The sequence below is a fragment of the Sporosarcina sp. Marseille-Q4063 genome, from assembly GCF_018309085.1.
Classification (GTDB): Bacteria; Bacillota; Bacilli; order Bacillales_A; family Planococcaceae; genus Sporosarcina.
Genome location: NZ_CP070502.1, coordinates 540,398 through 557,841, shown reverse-complemented (window position 1 = coordinate 557,841; position 17,444 = coordinate 540,398). Strand labels below are relative to the sequence as shown.

At 40.4% G+C, this 17,444-nt stretch carries 17 protein-coding genes; 14 read left to right on the top strand and 3 right to left on the bottom strand.

Annotation, left to right across the window (positions count from 1 at the left end):
• Positions 1–27: 27 nt before the first annotated feature.
• From JSQ81_RS02830 to JSQ81_RS02805, 6 genes are all read left to right on the top strand, one after another.
• Positions 28–1,092, top strand: coding sequence for a Fe(3+) ABC transporter substrate-binding protein (locus JSQ81_RS02830; RefSeq protein WP_212606230.1), 1,065 nt, complete (start codon positions 28–30; stop codon positions 1,090–1,092).
• A 68-nt stretch (positions 1,093–1,160) separates the two neighbouring features.
• On the top strand, positions 1,161–2,792 hold the full coding sequence (locus tag JSQ81_RS02825; protein ID WP_212606229.1) for an ABC transporter permease: 1,632 nt from the start codon (positions 1,161–1,163) through the stop codon (positions 2,790–2,792).
• Between the two features lies 1 nt (position 2,793).
• On the top strand, positions 2,794–3,534 hold the full coding sequence (locus JSQ81_RS02820) for an ABC transporter ATP-binding protein (protein ID WP_212606228.1): 741 nt from the start codon (positions 2,794–2,796) through the stop codon (positions 3,532–3,534).
• Between the two features lie 825 nt (positions 3,535–4,359).
• The gene (locus tag JSQ81_RS02815; protein ID WP_212606227.1) at positions 4,360–5,937 is read left to right on the top strand and encodes an FAD-dependent oxidoreductase; all 1,578 of its coding nucleotides are present in this window, start codon (positions 4,360–4,362) and stop codon (positions 5,935–5,937) included.
• Between the two features lie 345 nt (positions 5,938–6,282).
• Entirely contained in the window at positions 6,283–6,888 is a 606-nt protein-coding gene (locus tag JSQ81_RS02810; RefSeq protein WP_212606226.1) for a protein kinase family protein, read from the top strand.
• Between the two features lie 132 nt (positions 6,889–7,020).
• On the top strand, positions 7,021–7,719 hold the full coding sequence (locus JSQ81_RS02805) for an MgtC/SapB family protein (RefSeq protein WP_371812538.1): 699 nt from the start codon (positions 7,021–7,023) through the stop codon (positions 7,717–7,719).
• Between the two features lie 50 nt (positions 7,720–7,769).
• Here the strand turns inward: JSQ81_RS02805 and JSQ81_RS02800 are convergent, their stop codons facing one another.
• Positions 7,770–8,000: a hypothetical protein gene (locus JSQ81_RS02800; protein ID WP_212606224.1), complete on the bottom strand. Its 231-nt coding sequence runs from the start codon at positions 7,998–8,000 to the stop codon at positions 7,770–7,772.
• Positions 8,001–8,191: 191 nt separating this feature from the next.
• Between JSQ81_RS02800 and JSQ81_RS02795 the strand changes: the two genes are divergently transcribed.
• Positions 8,192–8,884 (top strand): DUF421 domain-containing protein, encoded by a 693-nt coding sequence (locus JSQ81_RS02795; protein ID WP_212606223.1) that lies wholly within the window; start codon positions 8,192–8,194, stop codon positions 8,882–8,884.
• A 27-nt stretch (positions 8,885–8,911) separates the two neighbouring features.
• On the opposite strand, the gene JSQ81_RS02790 is transcribed toward JSQ81_RS02795, so the two are convergent.
• The gene (locus tag JSQ81_RS02790; protein WP_212606222.1) at positions 8,912–9,613 is read right to left on the bottom strand and encodes a DUF421 domain-containing protein; all 702 of its coding nucleotides are present in this window, start codon (positions 9,611–9,613) and stop codon (positions 8,912–8,914) included.
• A gap of 146 nt (positions 9,614–9,759) precedes the next feature.
• On the opposite strand from JSQ81_RS02790, the gene JSQ81_RS02785 reads away from it, so the two are divergent.
• Genes JSQ81_RS02785 through JSQ81_RS02770 form a run of 4 tightly spaced genes read left to right on the top strand, consistent with a single transcriptional unit; the run spans position 9,760 to position 11,655 of the window.
• Positions 9,760–9,978 carry a spore coat associated protein CotJA gene (locus JSQ81_RS02785; RefSeq protein ID WP_371812500.1) on the top strand — a complete coding sequence of 73 codons (219 nt, stop codon included), beginning with the start codon at positions 9,760–9,762 and terminating at the stop codon, positions 9,976–9,978.
• Positions 9,975–10,247: a spore coat protein CotJB gene (locus tag JSQ81_RS02780; RefSeq protein ID WP_212606221.1), complete on the top strand. Its 273-nt coding sequence runs from the start codon at positions 9,975–9,977 to the stop codon at positions 10,245–10,247. The genes JSQ81_RS02785 and JSQ81_RS02780 overlap by 4 nt, the downstream gene beginning before the upstream one ends.
• A 16-nt stretch (positions 10,248–10,263) precedes the next feature.
• Positions 10,264–10,833 (top strand): manganese catalase family protein, encoded by a 570-nt coding sequence (locus JSQ81_RS02775; RefSeq protein WP_212606220.1) that lies wholly within the window; start codon positions 10,264–10,266, stop codon positions 10,831–10,833.
• A 12-nt stretch (positions 10,834–10,845) separates the two neighbouring features.
• Entirely contained in the window at positions 10,846–11,655 is an 810-nt protein-coding gene (locus JSQ81_RS02770; RefSeq protein ID WP_371812499.1) for a DUF2935 domain-containing protein, read from the top strand.
• A 40-nt stretch (positions 11,656–11,695) separates the two neighbouring features.
• On the opposite strand, the gene JSQ81_RS02765 is transcribed toward JSQ81_RS02770, so the two are convergent.
• On the bottom strand, positions 11,696–12,886 hold the full coding sequence (locus JSQ81_RS02765) for a chromate transporter (protein ID WP_212606218.1): 1,191 nt from the start codon (positions 12,884–12,886) through the stop codon (positions 11,696–11,698).
• Between the two features lie 690 nt (positions 12,887–13,576).
• Between JSQ81_RS02765 and JSQ81_RS02760 the strand changes: the two genes are divergently transcribed.
• From JSQ81_RS02760 to clpX, 3 genes are all read left to right on the top strand, one after another.
• Positions 13,577–14,557 carry a tetratricopeptide repeat protein gene (locus JSQ81_RS02760; protein ID WP_212606217.1) on the top strand — a complete coding sequence of 327 codons (981 nt, stop codon included), beginning with the start codon at positions 13,577–13,579 and terminating at the stop codon, positions 14,555–14,557.
• Between the two features lie 107 nt (positions 14,558–14,664).
• The gene (gene tig, locus JSQ81_RS02755; RefSeq protein WP_212606216.1) at positions 14,665–15,951 is read left to right on the top strand and encodes a trigger factor; all 1,287 of its coding nucleotides are present in this window, start codon (positions 14,665–14,667) and stop codon (positions 15,949–15,951) included.
• Positions 15,952–16,099: 148 nt separating this feature from the next.
• Positions 16,100–17,365, top strand: coding sequence for an ATP-dependent protease ATP-binding subunit ClpX (clpX, locus tag JSQ81_RS02750; protein ID WP_212606215.1), 1,266 nt, complete (start codon positions 16,100–16,102; stop codon positions 17,363–17,365).
• Positions 17,366–17,444 lie beyond the last annotated feature (79 nt).

Genomic DNA, 17,444 nt, shown 5'->3' with positions numbered 1-17,444 from the left:
CAAAAACAATTGTCTGGAGTGGAACATATGAAAAAGAGTTTATTCTTAATCGTTGTCGCGATGATGCTCGTACTTGCAGCATGTGGAAGCGCAACCAAAAAAGAAAGCGGCACTGATACAGATGCAAAGAAATCCGAAAAGTCGGAAGTGAATTTGTATACGAGCCGTCATTACGACGTGGATAATGAATTATATAAGAAATTTGAAGAAGAAACTGGCATAAAAGTAAACGTTATCAAAGACGAAGCAGATGTACTCATCGAACGGATCAAACGCGAAGGAACTGCAACAAAAGCGGATTTATTTCTAACTGCTGACGTTGGCAGACTGTACCGCGCGAAAGAAGATGGGCTACTTCAAAGCGTGTCAAGTGACAAATTATCGAAACAAATCTCTGAAAACTTGCGTGATGTTGACGATATGTGGGTCGGTTTGACTAAACGTGCACGTATTCTAGTGTATAATAAAGATAAGGTAAAACCTGAGGAACTTTCCACGTATGAAGCACTTACAGAAGACGAGTGGAAAAACCGTGTTCTCGTTCGATCATCAGAAAGTGTTTATAACCAATCACTACTCGCTTCGTTCATCGAAATCGATGGAGAAGAGAAAGCAAAAGAATGGGCACAGGGCATTGTCGACAATTTAGCTCGAAATCCAGAGGGCGGAGATCGTGACCAAGCGAAAGGAATCGCAGCGGGTATTGGTGACGTAGCAATTATGAACTCATACTATTTCGGACAAATGCTTAATTCCTCAGAACCGGAAGAAGTGAAAGTGGCTGAGAGCCTTGGCGTATTCTTCCCGAACCAAGAAACAACTGGGGCGCATGTAAATATAAGTGGAGCCGGAGTCGTCAATGGTTCGAAAAACGCGGACAACGCAGTTAAATTACTTGAATTCCTTACAGGAGAAGAAGCGCAAGGCAAATTTGCTTCTGCAAATTATGAATACCCGGTGAATGAAAATGTAGAACCTTCAGAACTCCTTCAATCATGGGGAGACTTTAAAGAACAAGATATTCCATTAACGACTCTTGGAGAACATAACGCGAAAGCAATCATGATTTTCAACGAAGTCGGCTGGAAATAAAAGTTGGACCCCTACCGAAGACTTTCGGTAGGGGATTGTTGGGGAAAAGGTAAAGGATGGATTTTGCTATGAACAAGCGTTTTGCTAATGTCAATGGGTGGACAATTTCTGCCGTACTAATTATCATCTTGCTGTTTTTACCGAATTTGTCGATCGTTTTAGGCATTTTTGCTCCGGCAAGTGAAAATTGGTCGCATATTAAAGAGTTCATGCTTTTAAATTATGTGAAGACAACTCTTACACTTGTTTTCTTTACGGCGCTGTTCACAATTTCAATCGGGCTCAGTCTTGCTTGGCTCATAGCCCAATATGACTTTCCACTTCGGAATTTCATGAAATGGGCACTTATTCTTCCTTTATCGATTCCGCCTTTTATTGGTGCTTATACATACCATGGCATCATAAATTACACGGGGGTCATTCAAAAGACGCTTCGTAACCATTTCGATATAACGCCGAATCCCGCCTATTTTGATATAATGAATATTCCGGGTGCGATTTTCATTTATACATTGGTGCTTTACCCGTACGTTTATATGATTACAAGAATTTTTCTTTCTCATCAATCTGCCTCTTTAATTGAAAGTGCGCGAACTTTAGGAAAAGGCCCTTTGGAAATTTTCTTTAGAGTTGTGATCCCGATTTCTCGCGTATCGATTATTGGCGGTGTGAGTTTAGTCATTTTAGAAGTTTTAAACGATTACGGGGTAGTGAAGTATTTCGGCATCCAGACATTCAGCACCGCTATTTTTCAAACGTGGTTCGGACTTGGTGATTTGGAGTCATCTATTAAACTAGCAGCCTCGCTTATGGTCATCGTTATTTTCATTTTGATGATCGAACGTTTACTGCGAGGCGGAAAGCAATATAGTTATTCAACAACAAAAGTCAGACCGCTTCCACTCGTAAAACTTAAAGGGAAGAAAGCGGTCTTTGCGACATTGTACACACTGATCATCTTTAGTGTGGCGTTCTTAATTCCAATCCTGCAATTGATTGACTGGGTCATTCTCACAATCGGAAAAGTACCGATGGAGGATGTACTGCTTTACACGAAAAACTCGATTATCGTAGCAGGACTTGGTGCGTTCTTGATTATTGTCTTTTCATTGGTTGTCGGGAACTTCGGAAGGTCTGTTAAACACAAGTTGGCGAAAGTGTTGCCGAAATTGACGGTTCTCGGTTATTCGATACCCGGTGTGGTTGTCGCAGTGGCTGTTATTACAACATTCATTGCGCTTGACCGGTTTCTGGCGCCTGTCTACCAGTTTTTTGGCGTCGATTCGGAACTCGTCTTAAGCGTCAATCTGTTCATGTTGATAAGCGCCTATGTCATACGGTTTTTCGCAATCGGATATAATTCGATTGAATCAGGTTTCGATAAAATCGGAACGAATTTCCGTGATGCATCGCGCATGCTTGGCGCCAAGAGCCTTCGAACATTTTTCAAAATCGATGTTCCGATGATGAAAGGCGCAATTATCAGCGGTTTTATCCTGGTGTTTGTAGATATATTAAAAGAGATTCCCTTAACGCTGATTTTACGGCCATTTAATTACGACACACTCGCCACGAAGGCGTTCCAATATGCAAGTGATGAAAAGATTATGGAAGCATCTCAAGCCTCACTATTGATTGTTGGTGTGAGCACGATTGCAATCTTCGTTTTCCATAAGTTACTCAGAGAGGAGCCAAAATAATATGTATATGGAAATTAATAATTTGAATTTTTCTTATCCTAATACTTCCTCGAAAACAGTCGACGATTTTTCCTTCACAGTGGAAAAAGGGGAAGTTATATCGATGCTTGGCCGTAGCGGAAGCGGGAAGAGTACGTTCCTACGTTTAATTGCAGGACTGGAAATGCCCTCAGGAGGTTCATTTACCTTGAACGGCAAGAAAATGTTTTGCAATGATACATTTCTTCAGCCTGAAAAACGTGGAATCGGCATGGTTTTCCAGGACTACGCGTTATTTCCGCATATGAGCGTTGAAGACAATATCATATTTGGGCTCCCGAAAATGAGTCGTAAAGATAAAGTTAAGCGTGCCGGGGAAGTGCTTGAACTCGTTGAACTTATAGGGTTCGAAAAACGTTACCCGCACCAATTAAGCGGTGGCCAGCAGCAACGAGTTGCGCTTGCGCGAGCAATGGCACCCGAACCTGAACTGATTCTTCTTGACGAACCATTTAGTAACTTGGATACGGATTTGCAAGTGAAAATTCGCGGAGATCTCAGACGGATTTTAAAGAAAGCTAAAACAACTGCTATTTTTGTTACGCATAATCAAAACGACGCACACGCACTAGCAGACCGCATTGTGAAGATTAAAGACGGCAAAATCGATAAAATCGGACGTCCTTGCGATTTGCTCGGCGTTTCACCGACAGAAAATCCCGATATGATCGAGATCACGTACGAAGAACTAATCGGTGTATGACGAATTAAACCATATATACCAGCTTCATCCTGTTTCTCGGGATGAAGCTTTTTTTATTTTTTGCCTCTGGCTAGTTTATTCCTGCAACGCGCGGGGCGACGATTTTATTCCCGTAACGCCGTCGGTTGCTCCCGCAACGGACTATTTGCTCCCGTATCTCGCTGGTTTATTCCCGCAACGCGTAGGGCGACGATTTTATTCCCGTAACGCCGTCGGTTGCTCCCGCAACGGACTATTTGCTCCCGTATCTCGCTGGTTTATTCCCGCAACGCGCGGAGCGACGATTTTATTCCTGTAACGCTGTCGGTTGTTCCCGTAACGGACCAGTTTGCTTCCGTATCTCGCTGGTTTATTCCCGCAACGCGTAGGGCGACGATTTTATTCCCGTAACGCTGTGGGTTGTTCCCGTAACGGACCAGTTTGCTCCCGTATCTCGCTGGTTTATTCCCGCAACGCGTAGGGCGACGATTTTATTCCCGTAACGCTGTCGGTTGTTCCCGTAACGGACCAGTTTGCTCCCGTATCTCGCTGGTTTATTCCCGCATCGCGTAGGGCGACGATTTTGTTCCTGTAACGTTGTCGGTTGTTCCCGTAACGGACCAGTTTGCTCCCGTATCTCGCTGGTTTATTCCCGTAACGCGTAGGGCGACGATTTTGTTCCTGTAACGCTGTCGGTTGTTCCCGTAACAGACCAGTTTGCTCCCGTACCTCGCTGGTTTATTCCCGTAACGCGTGGTATCGCGCCGATTCAGTTTTTTATTAGGAATATATGTGGTCCAAAACGGGAATCCTACTAATATCTGAGCATTGAATGGAGGATATATTGTGACCAATAATGAAATTGGAAAGTTGCCGCAGCATCCTGAGTCCTATTGGCGGACAGATATTGATTTTCCGGAGTTTCCAAGTTTAGAGGATCATTTAGAAGTTGACGTCGTGATTGTAGGAGCGGGTATTACGGGAATTACATCCGCTTACCTTTTAGTCAATGAAGGATTGAAGGTCGCCGTAATCGAAGCAGGAAATGTGTTGAATGGGACGACGGGCCACACGACTGCTAAAATCACAGCCCAACATGATTTAATCTACGATGAATTCATTCGTAATATTGGTAGAAGCAACGCGCGTTTGTATTATGAAGCGAATATCCAAGCCTTAAACTTTATCAAAGACACCGTGAATGAACATAATATCGATTGCGATTTGAGCACGCAGGACGCGTACATATACGCCACTTCCGAGAAATATGCAAAAAAGATTGAAAAAGAAGCGGAAGCTTACGAAAAGATTGGTATTGACGGAGGACTGGTTGATAGTTTTCCTTTCGATATTGATATACAAAATGTACTTGTCATGAAAAACCAAGCACAGTTTCACCCAACCAAATATTTAGTCCATCTCATTCAACACATCACGGAAAAAGGCGGATTGATTTTTGAGAACACAACCGCCGTGAATATTGAAACCGGCGAAAAACCTGTCGTGCTCACACGTGGAGAATTAGCGCCAAAAATCACAGCTAAACACGTTCTCGCTTGTTCACATTTTCCGTTTTATGAAGGACTCGGGCTTTATTCGACAAGAATGCATGCGGATCGATCGTATGCACTTGCCGTCAAGGCGAAAAAGGACTTCCCGGAAGGTATCTATATCAGTGCTGATGAACCGACGCGTTCACTGCGTTCCGTAACGATTGACGGGGAAGAAATGGTACTTATTGTCGGTGAAAACCATAAGACCGGCCAAGGGATCGAAACGATGGAACATTACAAAGCATTGGAGAAATTCGGTGAAGAAGTTTTGGGGATAGAAAAAATTGTTTATAGATGGTCAGCCCAAGATTTAATAACGCTAGACAAATTACCCTATATCGGTGAATTAACATCCGGACAATCGAATATCTTGATTGCTACTGGTTTTCGTAAATGGGGAATGTCCAATGGAACTGCAGCTGCACTGTTGTTCCGGGATATGGTTTTAGGGAAAGAGAATAATTTTCAAAAGATGTATTCGCCTTCACGTTTCTATGTGAATCCGAGTCTGAAAAACTTCTTGAAGGAGAACGCGAACGTTGTCGGTCAATTAATCAAAGGAAAGCTGGAATCGCCGAAAACAAATCCTGAAGCGTTATCCAAAGGGGAAGGTGCAGTCATTACGCTGGATGGCCATAGAAAAGGTGCATACAAAGACGATGAAGGGAAACTCCATATTGTCGATACGACTTGCACCCACATCGGCTGTGAAGTTGAATGGAACAACGGGGATCGAACATGGGATTGCCCGTGTCACGGTTCGAGATTTTCATTCACAGGAGAAGTGATTGAAGGCCCGGCAGAAAAGCCGTTGCAAAAGTATGATTATAAAATGAGTGATAATTTGACGTCGGAAGACTCCGGTTATTAACAAGTTTCGTCTTCGAAACCTTACCATTGGTAGGGTTTTTTATTTTTTGTAGACACCTATGGAGAAATCTGGAGGATGAAAGAATAACCTAATCATTGACTCCGAAACAGTCAACGTTTATACTAAGCCTACATTAAAATAACTTTTATCTTCCTTTAAGGGGAGTAGCTATACAGCAAAGTCGTCAGTACAGGGAATCATCCCTCGGTTTTGTTGGCAACTGCAGTTGTTTGCGAGACCTTACCGATTATTTGGTGAGGTCTTTTGTATTTTTGAGACGTTTATGGCCAATTATTGGTTATAACGTCTCTTTTTAAATTTCTTTATACTATTGGAGGACAAACTTTGAATAACTATCAAGCACTGGCAAATTCAGTCATCATTAATAAGAAAAATCGATTAGTTAGTTATGATGATTCTTTAAAGCATATTGGAACGGGAAGAAGTGCCTTTGTTTTTAAAATAAAGTCAGCTAATAAAGCGATAAAAATATTTTTCCCTGAATTCACGCATATTGCTAAAGAAGAAGCTGAAATATATCAAGCGCTTCAAGGTATCTCTTACTATCCTTCGATTTACGGTGCCGGATTGAATTACATAGTCATGGACTTCATTGAAGGATTGACACTTTTTGATTGTGTTTCACAAGGAAAGTTTATCGAACCAGCTCATATCAAAGAAATCGATTATGCACTTTCATTGGCTAGAGCAAGGGGGTTAAATCCTTCTGATATTCATTTGCGAAACCTATTCATCACCACGAATGGCGAGATAAAAATCATTGACGTGGCACGTTTTCGACAGAAGAAAAACTGCAGGCAATGGCATGATCTGAAAAAAGCATATTATCGATTTTATCGTAAACGTTTTTTTCCCAAGAAAGTTTCTGCCATCTATTTAAATATAGTCGCATTCCTTTATAAAAAAGGATTATTTCTTTCTTTTGCATGAAATTTCAATTTGAAATCCCAACTATATTCTAAATTAAATTTTCAATAAGTTACATATCCTTAATTAACGGTAATAGTAATCTATCAGTTAATGAGAGTGGGGATTGTATTGGAATGGATTGCGGATCAGGCTATGTATCCCGAAGTGTTAATAAAAATTACATTGGCATTACTTTTGAGTTTAATAATTGGTGTAGAAAGAGAGATTAAAAAGAAGCCAATTGGACTGAAAACAAGTGCGGTCATCGCAACATTCAGTTGTCTATTGACCATTGTTTCCATAGAATCGGCCTATCTTGTTCCTGCGCGAGATGATATTAACGTGACAATGGATCCACTTCGTCTGGCAGCACAAGTTGTCAGCGGTATTGGTTTTCTCGGGGCGGGAGCGATTTTAAGAAAAGATAATGATACGATCACCGGCTTAACAACAGCTGCAATGATTTGGGGAGCTGCGAGTATTGGAATCGCGGTCGGCGCCGGTTTTTACATTGAGGCGGCATTTGCTGTTATTAGTGTAATGTTTGTTGTAGAGGTGCTAGCGCCTATTCTTAGCAAGTTTGGACCGAAGCGACTTCGTTCGAAAGAAGTGCCATGTATTCTAGTTCTGTCGGACAAATCAAATATAGCAGATGTCCTTGCCTATTTAGATAAGATTAAAATGACTGTCGAACATTTAAAAATTAGACAAATCGTCGACAAAGATCAGTTAATAAAACATGAAATGGAATTACGTTTATCGACTTCTTCAGAAAAACCAGCCTTTCAATTTTATAATGAATTAGACGCACTGCCGTATATTGAATCAATTGAAATTGAAATTATTCAGTAAAGAAAGAGCAATAGCGAATCCGCTATTGCTCTTCATTCATTCTGCTCTATTTATTCTTTGTCATCATTGTCTACATCGTCATTCGGGTCATCATTATTATCATCCATATCGATATCGACATCTGAATCCGTGTCGTCATTCGGATTCGGAGTGACTTCTCCTTCGTTAGGATCATCAATGATTATGTCGTCGTCACCATCATCACCACATGCCGCGAGTATTCCGACTGATAAAATTGCAGCTGCGCCAACTTTCAAAAGTCTACCTTTACTTGTAACCATTAAAATCTCCTCCTAATAATTTAGATGTTTTATTACCCTGCGCCTTCTTCAAGTACCCTTAATTTACATAATCAATCATATTAAACGGTCAATCGCTATTTACCATCAAAAATATGCAAAAATCCCCTTGTTTTATAAAGCATCTTAAAGGTTATATAGAGGATATAGAATATTAAGATGAGGTGATAGTATTGGATTACTTATTAATCGGTGCAAAACTTCTCGTTGGATTTATAGCACTCATGACAGTTCTGAGAGTGTTAGGCAAAAAACATCTTTCTCAAATGACACCCTATGACATCATTTATCTTTTAGTTTTTGGGGGAATATTGGAAGAAAGTATATTTGATGATAAAGTATCAATTTTTATGTTGCTATTTGGTGTCGCGGTTTGGGCAATCGTCATCTATATCATTGAAAAAGTTGTGACTAAGTCCAATAAACTACGCATATTACTGAAAGGCGAACCGGACAAAATTATTGCTAATGGAAAACTCAATAAAAAATTAATCGATAAAAATCAGTTAGAAATGGAACAATTACGAACAATGCTTCGCATGCATGGTATTTTTTCATTGAGAGAAGTAAGGGATTTATATATCGAACCAGGCGGTGAGATTTCGATCAATCAGTATGCACAGTATAAAGGGGTTACGAATGAAGACATGAAACTTAAGATTGACGAAGAGGATCCAACTATCCTACTCGTCGATGAAGGACAGATAAAGGAAGATGCACTTGATTCAATTGGAAAATCAAAGCAATGGCTCAAATCTGAACTGGAGCAATTGGGCTATGCCAATTTGAAAGAACTTTTATACTGTGAATGGTCCAGAACTGAAGGTTTTTTTATAAAGAAACAACCCAATAGACACAAAAAATGACTTCATAATTGAGGTCATTTTTTAAAATTAATCATAAGTGTACACTGTTAAATTATCGTTATTGTCAATTGTCGCCAATAAAACAGCCGGTATTTCCACATTTAAAATCTCTATTTTTTTTTCAAGCCATGCGGTATCTTTGCTATGAGAATGAAGTACATTCATATCAACTTTTCCTTCCAAAATAATTGTCGTGTGGAAGATAAATGGTTTTTTAATAATTTGCATGTCCTCTGCTGTTAATGATTGAAGTTGGGGAAACATGAAAAACGAAATAGTCCCATCTGGTTCCCACAATGCAAGAGCAACGTTTCGAACTTCTTCAATTTTTTCTTTTCGCACTTCAGATAACAGATGTTCTATTGTAATTCTTGCTTTTTTCAACCCTTTATACTGTATTTTTCCGTCTCTAATTAATGGAAAAGGAGACGGCTCAATCCACTTTTTAAAGAAAGTCCATCTTAAACTTACAAGTACACTTATTGTATATAAAACAACCAATGTTGTCGTCGTGACCAATGAACCCTTCATTCCTAATTTTTCATCGGATAATGGGTGAGCAAGAATATTCCCCAAAATTAAAGCAATTGTAAAATCAATCAACCGCAACTGCGAAATAGAGCGCCGCCCCATAAGTTTTGTGGCGAAAAGTAAAAAGACATAAGAAATAATTGCGCGTATTATCCATTGGATTGTCGTCAGTGATTCTTGGCTATGAAAAAAATCCATCAATATAGACTCCTCGTTTCATATTTCAATCTACTCGCTATTATTTCCTAAAACGCAAGATCTATAAGTTGAAACGATATTACTTAACAAGTAAAGAAGTGGCAAAATTAGACTCCACTCATACACTAATTCGAGGAGTGATATGTTTGAAGAAGTCGATGTACCGGGGGTATTACACGCCCTACGTGTCTCCATTAGATCCATGTCCACCTATGAAAGTTAAAGAATTTGTCTTGCCGCCGCAAATATTTATCGATTACCAACCACCTGGTCTGGAACAAAATTCGCCGCGGGAAGCTCTTATGTCAGGATCGCTTTGGCCAATTCTAGTTGACGGATATTCAAGAGAGGAGGGTATTTCGTGAATTTAAGCGCATTTGAAGAAGAACGGGAAATGCTGTTGCTCGTTCAAGAAGCCGATTTTGTCGTCGTTGAATTAACGCTTTACACTGATACACATCCGGACGATATGGAAGCTTTGGAGCAGTGGCGGGAAGCAATCAAGGAAGCAGCCATAATTCGACGAAAATACGAAAACCGATATGGACCTTTGTCTCTTTTATCAGTTCCTTCCGAACAGGCAATTGAAATGGGCTGGCGTTGGAATCAAGCACCGTGGCCATGGCAGCGGTGAGAAGGGGGAAATTGTAATGTGGGTGTATGAAAAGAAGCTTTTATATCCGGTAGAAGTGGGCACATGTAATCCAAAGCTTGCCAAATATTTAATGGAACAGTACGGGGGAGCTGACGGCGAACTTGCAGCAGCGCTTCGTTATATGAATCAGCGGTATACGGTTCCGACTGAGGTAATCGGAGTATTAAATGATATCGCTACAGAAGAATTTTCCCATCTTGAAATGCTCGCAACAATGATCTATAAATTGACCAAAGATGCCACGCCTGAACAATTAGAAGAAGCAGGACTCGGCGCACACTTCGTCAATCACGGTCATTCGCTTTTTTATGAAAATGCTGCCGGTGCACCTTGGACTGCAACGTATATCCAATCAAAAGGAGATCCGATTGCCGATTTATATGAGGATATTGCTGCAGAAGAAAAAGCGCGCGCGACTTACCAGTGGCTTATCGATATCTCAGATGATGTCTTAATAAATGATTCGCTGAAATTTTTACGTGAACGTGAAAATGTTCATTCATTGCGGTTTAGGGAATCAGTGGAATTACTTAAAGATGAACGGGATCGCAAGAAAATATTTTAGGAGGAAATGTTTTTGCCAAAAAGTTTTCAAAAGGCAGCTTTGTTTGAACTTCACTTTTGGCTTCAAATCTTAGGGGATCATGGTCGTTTTATTCATGATTCATTAGCGCCAAGTGAGACCGAAAAAATTAAAACGGCAAGTTACTTTATAACACAGTTTGATCAACTTCTTGCAACCTCCAAAAAGCCTTTAAATGAAGAGGCGCTGTTGGATTTATTGAAAAGATCAAAGAGGACTAGCGAAGAAATACGTTCGTTTAAATTATTGTTGATAAAGGAACATTTAGTCAGAAAGATAAAAATTTCGCTACCGCCAACATTCATCAATCATATGGTCAACGAGGTAGAAGAGGCAATTCGACTGTTTACGAGTTTAGGAAAAGGGCAAATCCCACCGTCGGTTCATCCTTTGCATCATGACTTGCTATGGTTATTAGATGCAGCGGGGCATGCTGGAGCCATAGACTCGAATTTAGACGGGGTCGAAATGATGTACAAAAAAACCAGTCGTGATTTTAAGAAAGATTGGGAAGCGTTTTATTTTAAGGCGGTTGAAATGGCTGGTTATTTACGTGCAAATGTAATGAAGTTTCCTGCACTCGAAAAATTTCACAAGGAAATTGACTTGGAAATGAAACTATTTAAAGTGTTTTTAAATGAATTAGAAGCGATGGGTCTTACTAAACAAATGCTCGGAACGCTGACGCCTCTGATGGCTGATCATATGGCGCGTGAAGAAACTTATTATCTCATGAAGTTAGCCGAGACAACTGATCTACCCCCATCAACAGACGATCCGACAAAACCACGTGTGAAATCTTAATGAAAAAACCGTTGATAGATTCAACGGTTTTTTGACTATATTATAGAAAATTTAATAATGTCCCGCCGAGTGCACCTGTTAGCACAATAATCCAAGGCGGCAGCTTCCAATAGGAAAGCATGCTGAATAGTAAAGCGGCTAGTGCAAAATCCATTGGTGCCAGAATCGAGCTCGTCCAAATCGGATGATATAACGCGGAAATTAGTATTCCGATAACAGCTGCATTCACACCCATTATTGCACCTTTAATTTTAGGGTTGCTGCGCAATTGATCCCAAAAAGGCAATGCGCCAACAATTAATAGAAATGCCGGCAAGAAAACAGCGATTGTCGCAACTAAACCGCCAATCCAACCTTTCATGACAGTACCTAAATAAGCTGCGAATGTAAACAGGGGGCCCGGTACAGCCTGTGTAGCACCATAACCTGCCAAAAATGCTTCTTCAGTTATCCAACCTGTTGGTACAAATTCTTGTTCCAACAAAGGCAATACGACATGCCCACCGCCGAATACAAGTGAACCTGATCTATAAAAGCTGTCAAACATAGCTATCCAATAGGATCCGGTTAGTTCTCTAATAAACGGTAATAGAAAGAGAAGACCAAAAAATAATATAAAACAGATTGCAGAGATTTTTTTAGAAATCGGGAAATTCGATTTTGTATTGTCCAAACCTATCGGGTGCTTGTTATATAGAAGGAATCCAATTACTGCAGCGATCAAAATAACACCGACCTGCGTAATTGTTGATTGTGCTACCAGCGTCCCGATAAGCGCAAGTAAAGCAATTGCTTTTCTTTTTAGATCAGGCGTTAAGTTCTTAGCCATTCCCAAAATTGCATGTGCTACCACGGCAACCGCAACGATTTTCAGCCCATGGATCCAACCAGCATTTCCAACGTCATAACCAGTCAGCAAATAAGCAAACAGAATGAGTGCGATTACAGAAGGGAATGTAAAGCCGATAAATGAAACAATCCCGCCAACTACTCCAGCGCGCATGACACCGATACCTATTCCTACTTGGCTACTTGCGGGACCTGGTAAGAACTGCGCTAAGGCAACCAAATCTGCATATGTTTTTTCATCCATCCATTTTTTTCTTCTTATGTATTCCTCATGAAAATACCCTAAATGGGCTGTAGGCCCGCCGAATGAGGTCAATCCCAGCCGCGTTGAAATCAGAAACAATTCCCAAAGCGATTTGAAGCTTATATTATTGTTTTTCATTGTTAGCTCCTTTATCTTCAAATAGTATTTCTAGATACTATATCATCTTTTTTCACTACTTTAAGCAAAAGAGAAGATGTTTACAAACACTTAACATCGGAATGAGCAATTGTTGTGGGTTAGTTGATAATATGGCTGTTTATGGATATACTAAAAAAGAATTTACCTTGTAAATACATATAAAGATAAAAATATAGAGGGTGTTTTCAGTTGGTACCTTTGTATTTTTATTTGCTTAAAACTGTTGACTGATTTGTAGGATAATCCAAAGAAATTCCTGCAATGCCGTTGATTTCCGTTCCGGGCGGACGCGTTCCTGCGGGCGAGCGCCGAGCCGCTTCGTCGCTGCGCTCCTGCAGGGTCTCGGCTGTCTCGCTATTTCCGCGGGAGTCGCCGCCCTGCACTCCAATCAACTGTAGATTCCACTAAACAAAGTAAGTTATATGGTGCTGTCTATTCTAAGGTCGTGTTTTGAATGACTTTGATAAAACCTATTTATGTGTGAAAAAAGTGATTTAAAGCTAAATGCAACCATTAAAGAAACTTCAACATACTATCAAGAAAAATCAGCGTAAGGCATCCGCCAAGTGCGGAAAGATACAGTTCAATCTTTCCCTAGCGTCGAAGCGAATTAAAAAGAACAATTCCCAATACAATTTTTTACTTAAAACGGGATACAGGAGGTGAGTGATGATTATGCGCAAAAAGTACGGCAGGTTACGTAAAACTGAAAATGTTATCGTATTTCCTGGAACTTTTGAAAGGTTAGTGGCTGAAGGAATCGATAGCGTAAAACATAAACAATTTGAAAAAGCGGTTGAGGCATTTGACCAAGCGATTATTTATGAACCCGATTACCCCGAATTTTTGGGGCCGTATGCAGTCGCGCTATACGAAACAAAAGATTTCCATCGTGCAAGAGAAGTTGCGGCCAGGCTTCTACATAGCGGTACCGCAAGCTACATCGACGCGATGGAGCTATATTTAACAATTAGTATTCAACTTCAAGAATATGAAGAAGTCGAAATGACAATTGATACGCTTTTAGAAGAAGGCATTATTCCACCTGAATTACTAACGAAATTTAATTACCTGCGGGAGTTGAATAGTCGGTTGTCCATGCGTTATACTACCGACGAATCAAGTCCTGCAGAAGCCGTCTTCACATTCGAAGACTTTCTCGAAATGGATATCTATACACAACAACATACACTTGCTTCTTTAGAAGGAACGGATCTCCGCGGAATGATTCCAGTACTAGAAGACATTGTGGAAAGCGTGCATTTATCGCCGCTTATTGTTACATTTGCAGTAACGCTCCTGCAACAAGCGGGTTATTCGAAAGAGGTAACCATCAAAAAGTTTGGAGAAGAACTAGTCATAATACCTGCAGGGACGACATTGCCTGGCCAAGACCCTTTCACGAAAAACGTACTATCGACAGTAGAAGAAATTCTAGTTAAAGATCCATCGCGATTTGAAATGGCTAAAAGTTTAATTGAGAAATTTGCCATCACAGCCTTTCCGTTTAATTGGGGACAATATGATGCAGAGGAAGTCGCAAATGCGTACGTACAATACATAGAATGCTTATTCACGGGGGAAGAAATACCGAACACATCGCTCCATGTATTCATCAAACAAATAGACGATTTATCTAACTTCGATTAAACAGTAAAAATGTTGAAAGATGAGGTCAGTATGCTATACTGAAAGAGTTGTTAAAAAGTATATACGTGCAAAAATAGATTCACCAATAAGATTCGGAGGTTTTTAATATGTCAGTTAAATGGGAAAAAGAAGAAGGAAACAAAGGGACACTTACTGTAGAGGTGCCTGCTGAAAAAGTAAAAGAAGGTCTTGATAAAGCGTTTAAAAAAGTTGTTAAAGACGTTACAGCACCAGGATTCCGTAAAGGGAAAATGCCACGTCAAATGTTTGAAAAAATGTACGGTGTGGAATCACTTTATAATGAAGCACTCGATTTCATCCTTCCAGAAGCATACGGCTTAGCGGTTGAAGAAGCGGGAATTGATCCTGTAGATCGTCCGGAAATCGATATCGAGCAGTTGGAAAAAGGGAAGTCCCTTATTTTCAAAGCGGTTGTTACAGTGAAACCTGAAGTGAAACTAGGCGAGTACAAAGGCCTTGAAGTTACACGTCTAGATACAGAAGTTACAGACGAAGAAATTGAACAACAATTAAAAGATAGCCAAACTGCATTCGCTGAACTTGTTGTAAAAGAAGACGGCGAAGTAGAAAACGGCGATAGCGTAAAATTAGACTTTAAAGGATTCTCTGACGGAGAGCCATTTGAAGGCGGAGAAGCACAAGACTTCGACCTTGAAATTGGTTCAGGATCATTCATCCCAGGATTTGAAGATCAAATGATCGGCATGAAAGTCGGAGAAGAAAAAGAAATCGAAGTAACATTCCCAGAAGAATACCATGCAGCAGAACTTGCAGGAAAACCAGCTATGTTCGAAGTGAAAGTTACTGAAATTAAAGGAAAAGAAATTCCTGAACTAAATGATGAACTTGCAAAAGAAATTGACGAAGAGGTTGAAACACTCGACGAACTTCGCACGAAATTAAAAGAAAAAACTACAGAAGAGAAACTAAGCGCATCTGAAACTGCACTTCGCGACGACCTTGTAGAAGCTGCAACTCGTAATGCTGAAATCGATGTTCCAGAAGCGATGATCGAGTCAGAAGTAGAACGCATGATGGAAGAATTCGGTCAGCGTCTAGAACAACAAGGCATGAACCTTGAGCTATACTTCCAGTTCTCTGGTCAAGACGAAGAAGCGCTTCGCGGACAAATGCAAGACGACGCTTTAAACCGTGTTCGCGTTTCATTAACACTTGAAGCAATCGGCGAAGCTGAAAAAGTTGAAGTTGCGGAAGAAGATATTGATGCAGAACTTCAAAAAATGGCTGATCAGTTCAGCATGGAAATTGAACAAATCAAAACAGCACTTGGCGGTACACGCGTTTTAGAAAACGATCTTCGTTTTAATAAAACAGTTGAATTGCTTGTAGAAAATGCAAAGATTACTGAATAATATTAAGCAATAAGGACAAGGTACGGTATACCGTACCTTGTTTTACATAGGGGAAATCCAGTTCTACTCGCAAGGTTTTATGAATACTAATTAGTTGATTATACTTCTGGAGTCTTGTAATATTGTCACTTGAATAGGGGTGAGCATAATGTTCAAATTTAATGATGAAAAAGACAACTTAAACTGTTCGTTTTGTGGGAAGTCTCAAGAGCAGGTCCGTAAACTTGTTGCTGGGCAGGGAGTTTATATTTGTGATGAATGTGTTGAACTTTGTGCTGAAATCGTGGAAGAGGAAGTTGGCTTAGAAGAAGGATTCGAGCTAAAAGACGTTCCGAAACCGAGAGATATACAAAGTATACTTGATGAATACCTAATCGGGCAGGATAGAGCCAAAAAATCACTATCTGTTGCTGTCTATAATCATTATAAGCGCGTAAATTCTGGCAGTAAGATTGATGACGTAGAATTGGCGAAGTCAAACATCGTCCTAATCGGACCAACGGGTAGCGGTAAAACGTTACTTGCACAAACACTTGCGCGTATACTCGATGTGCCGTTTGCGATAGCTGACGCAACATCCCTTACTGAAGCAGGGTATGTTGGAGAAGATGTTGAAAATATCTTGTTGAAACTAATTCAAGCTGCTGATTATGACGTTGAAAAAGCAGAACGCGGTATTATTTATATCGATGAGATCGACAAAGTTGCGCGTAAATCCGAGAACGCTTCAATAACACGTGACGTTTCGGGTGAAGGTGTTCAACAAGCACTACTCAAAATTCTTGAAGGTACAGTTGCAAGTGTTCCACCACAAGGCGGACGTAAGCATCCGCATCAAGAATTCATTCAAATCGATACAACGAATATCCTCTTTATTGTAGGAGGCGCATTCGACGGGATCAATGAAATCATTAAACGTAGAATGGGTCAAAAACTGATCGGCTTTGGTTCTGAGCCAAACACGGTTCAAGAACAAGAGACGATTTTATCGAAACTAATTCCAGAAGACCTTCAAAACTTCGGTCTAATTCCGGAATTCATCGGTCGTTTACCTGTTCTAGCAAGCCTTGAACCTTTAGACGAAGAAACGCTTTATCAAATATTGACGGTACCGAAAAACGCGATTGTTAAACAGTACCAAAAAATGCTTGAACTTGATGATGTCGTGCTTCGATTTGAAGAGGATGCATTGCTTGAAATAGCAAAAGCGGCAATTGAACGGAAAACGGGTGCTCGTGGATTACGTTCGATAATTGAAAACATTATGCTGGACGTAATGTACGAACTGCCATCTCTTGAAGAAGTAACTGAATGCATAATTACGCGCGATTCAGTTGTTGGAGAAGGAAGCCCGACTTTACTGCGGGACGATGGTTCTGAATTTGTTTTAATGAACGGTAAAACCTCAGCGTAATGCAAACAGGTTGAAGCTGGCACCAAATGCGTATGTACACTTGCGCTTTTCGGGTGCCAGCTTTTTCCATCTAACTAGT

Coding starts and splice junctions, on each gene's coding strand:
- JSQ81_RS02830 (WP_212606230.1), top strand. CDS start 28: ATGAAAAAGAGTTTATTCTTAATCGTTGTCGCGATGATGCTCGTACTT.
- JSQ81_RS02825 (WP_212606229.1), top strand. CDS start 1,161: ATGAACAAGCGTTTTGCTAATGTCAATGGGTGGACAATTTCTGCCGTA.
- JSQ81_RS02820 (WP_212606228.1), top strand. CDS start 2,794: ATGTATATGGAAATTAATAATTTGAATTTTTCTTATCCTAATACTTCC.
- JSQ81_RS02805 (WP_371812538.1), top strand. CDS start 7,021: ATGTATCCCGAAGTGTTAATAAAAATTACATTGGCATTACTTTTGAGT.
- JSQ81_RS02800 (WP_212606224.1), bottom strand. CDS start 8,000: ATGGTTACAAGTAAAGGTAGACTTTTGAAAGTTGGCGCAGCTGCAATT.
- JSQ81_RS02790 (WP_212606222.1), bottom strand. CDS start 9,613: ATGGATTTTTTTCATAGCCAAGAATCACTGACGACAATCCAATGGATA.
- JSQ81_RS02775 (WP_212606220.1), top strand. CDS start 10,264: ATGTGGGTGTATGAAAAGAAGCTTTTATATCCGGTAGAAGTGGGCACA.
- JSQ81_RS02765 (WP_212606218.1), bottom strand. CDS start 12,886: ATGAAAAACAATAATATAAGCTTCAAATCGCTTTGGGAATTGTTTCTG.
- JSQ81_RS02760 (WP_212606217.1), top strand. CDS start 13,577: ATGATTATGCGCAAAAAGTACGGCAGGTTACGTAAAACTGAAAATGTT.
- tig (WP_212606216.1), top strand. CDS start 14,665: ATGTCAGTTAAATGGGAAAAAGAAGAAGGAAACAAAGGGACACTTACT.
- clpX (WP_212606215.1), top strand. CDS start 16,100: ATGTTCAAATTTAATGATGAAAAAGACAACTTAAACTGTTCGTTTTGT.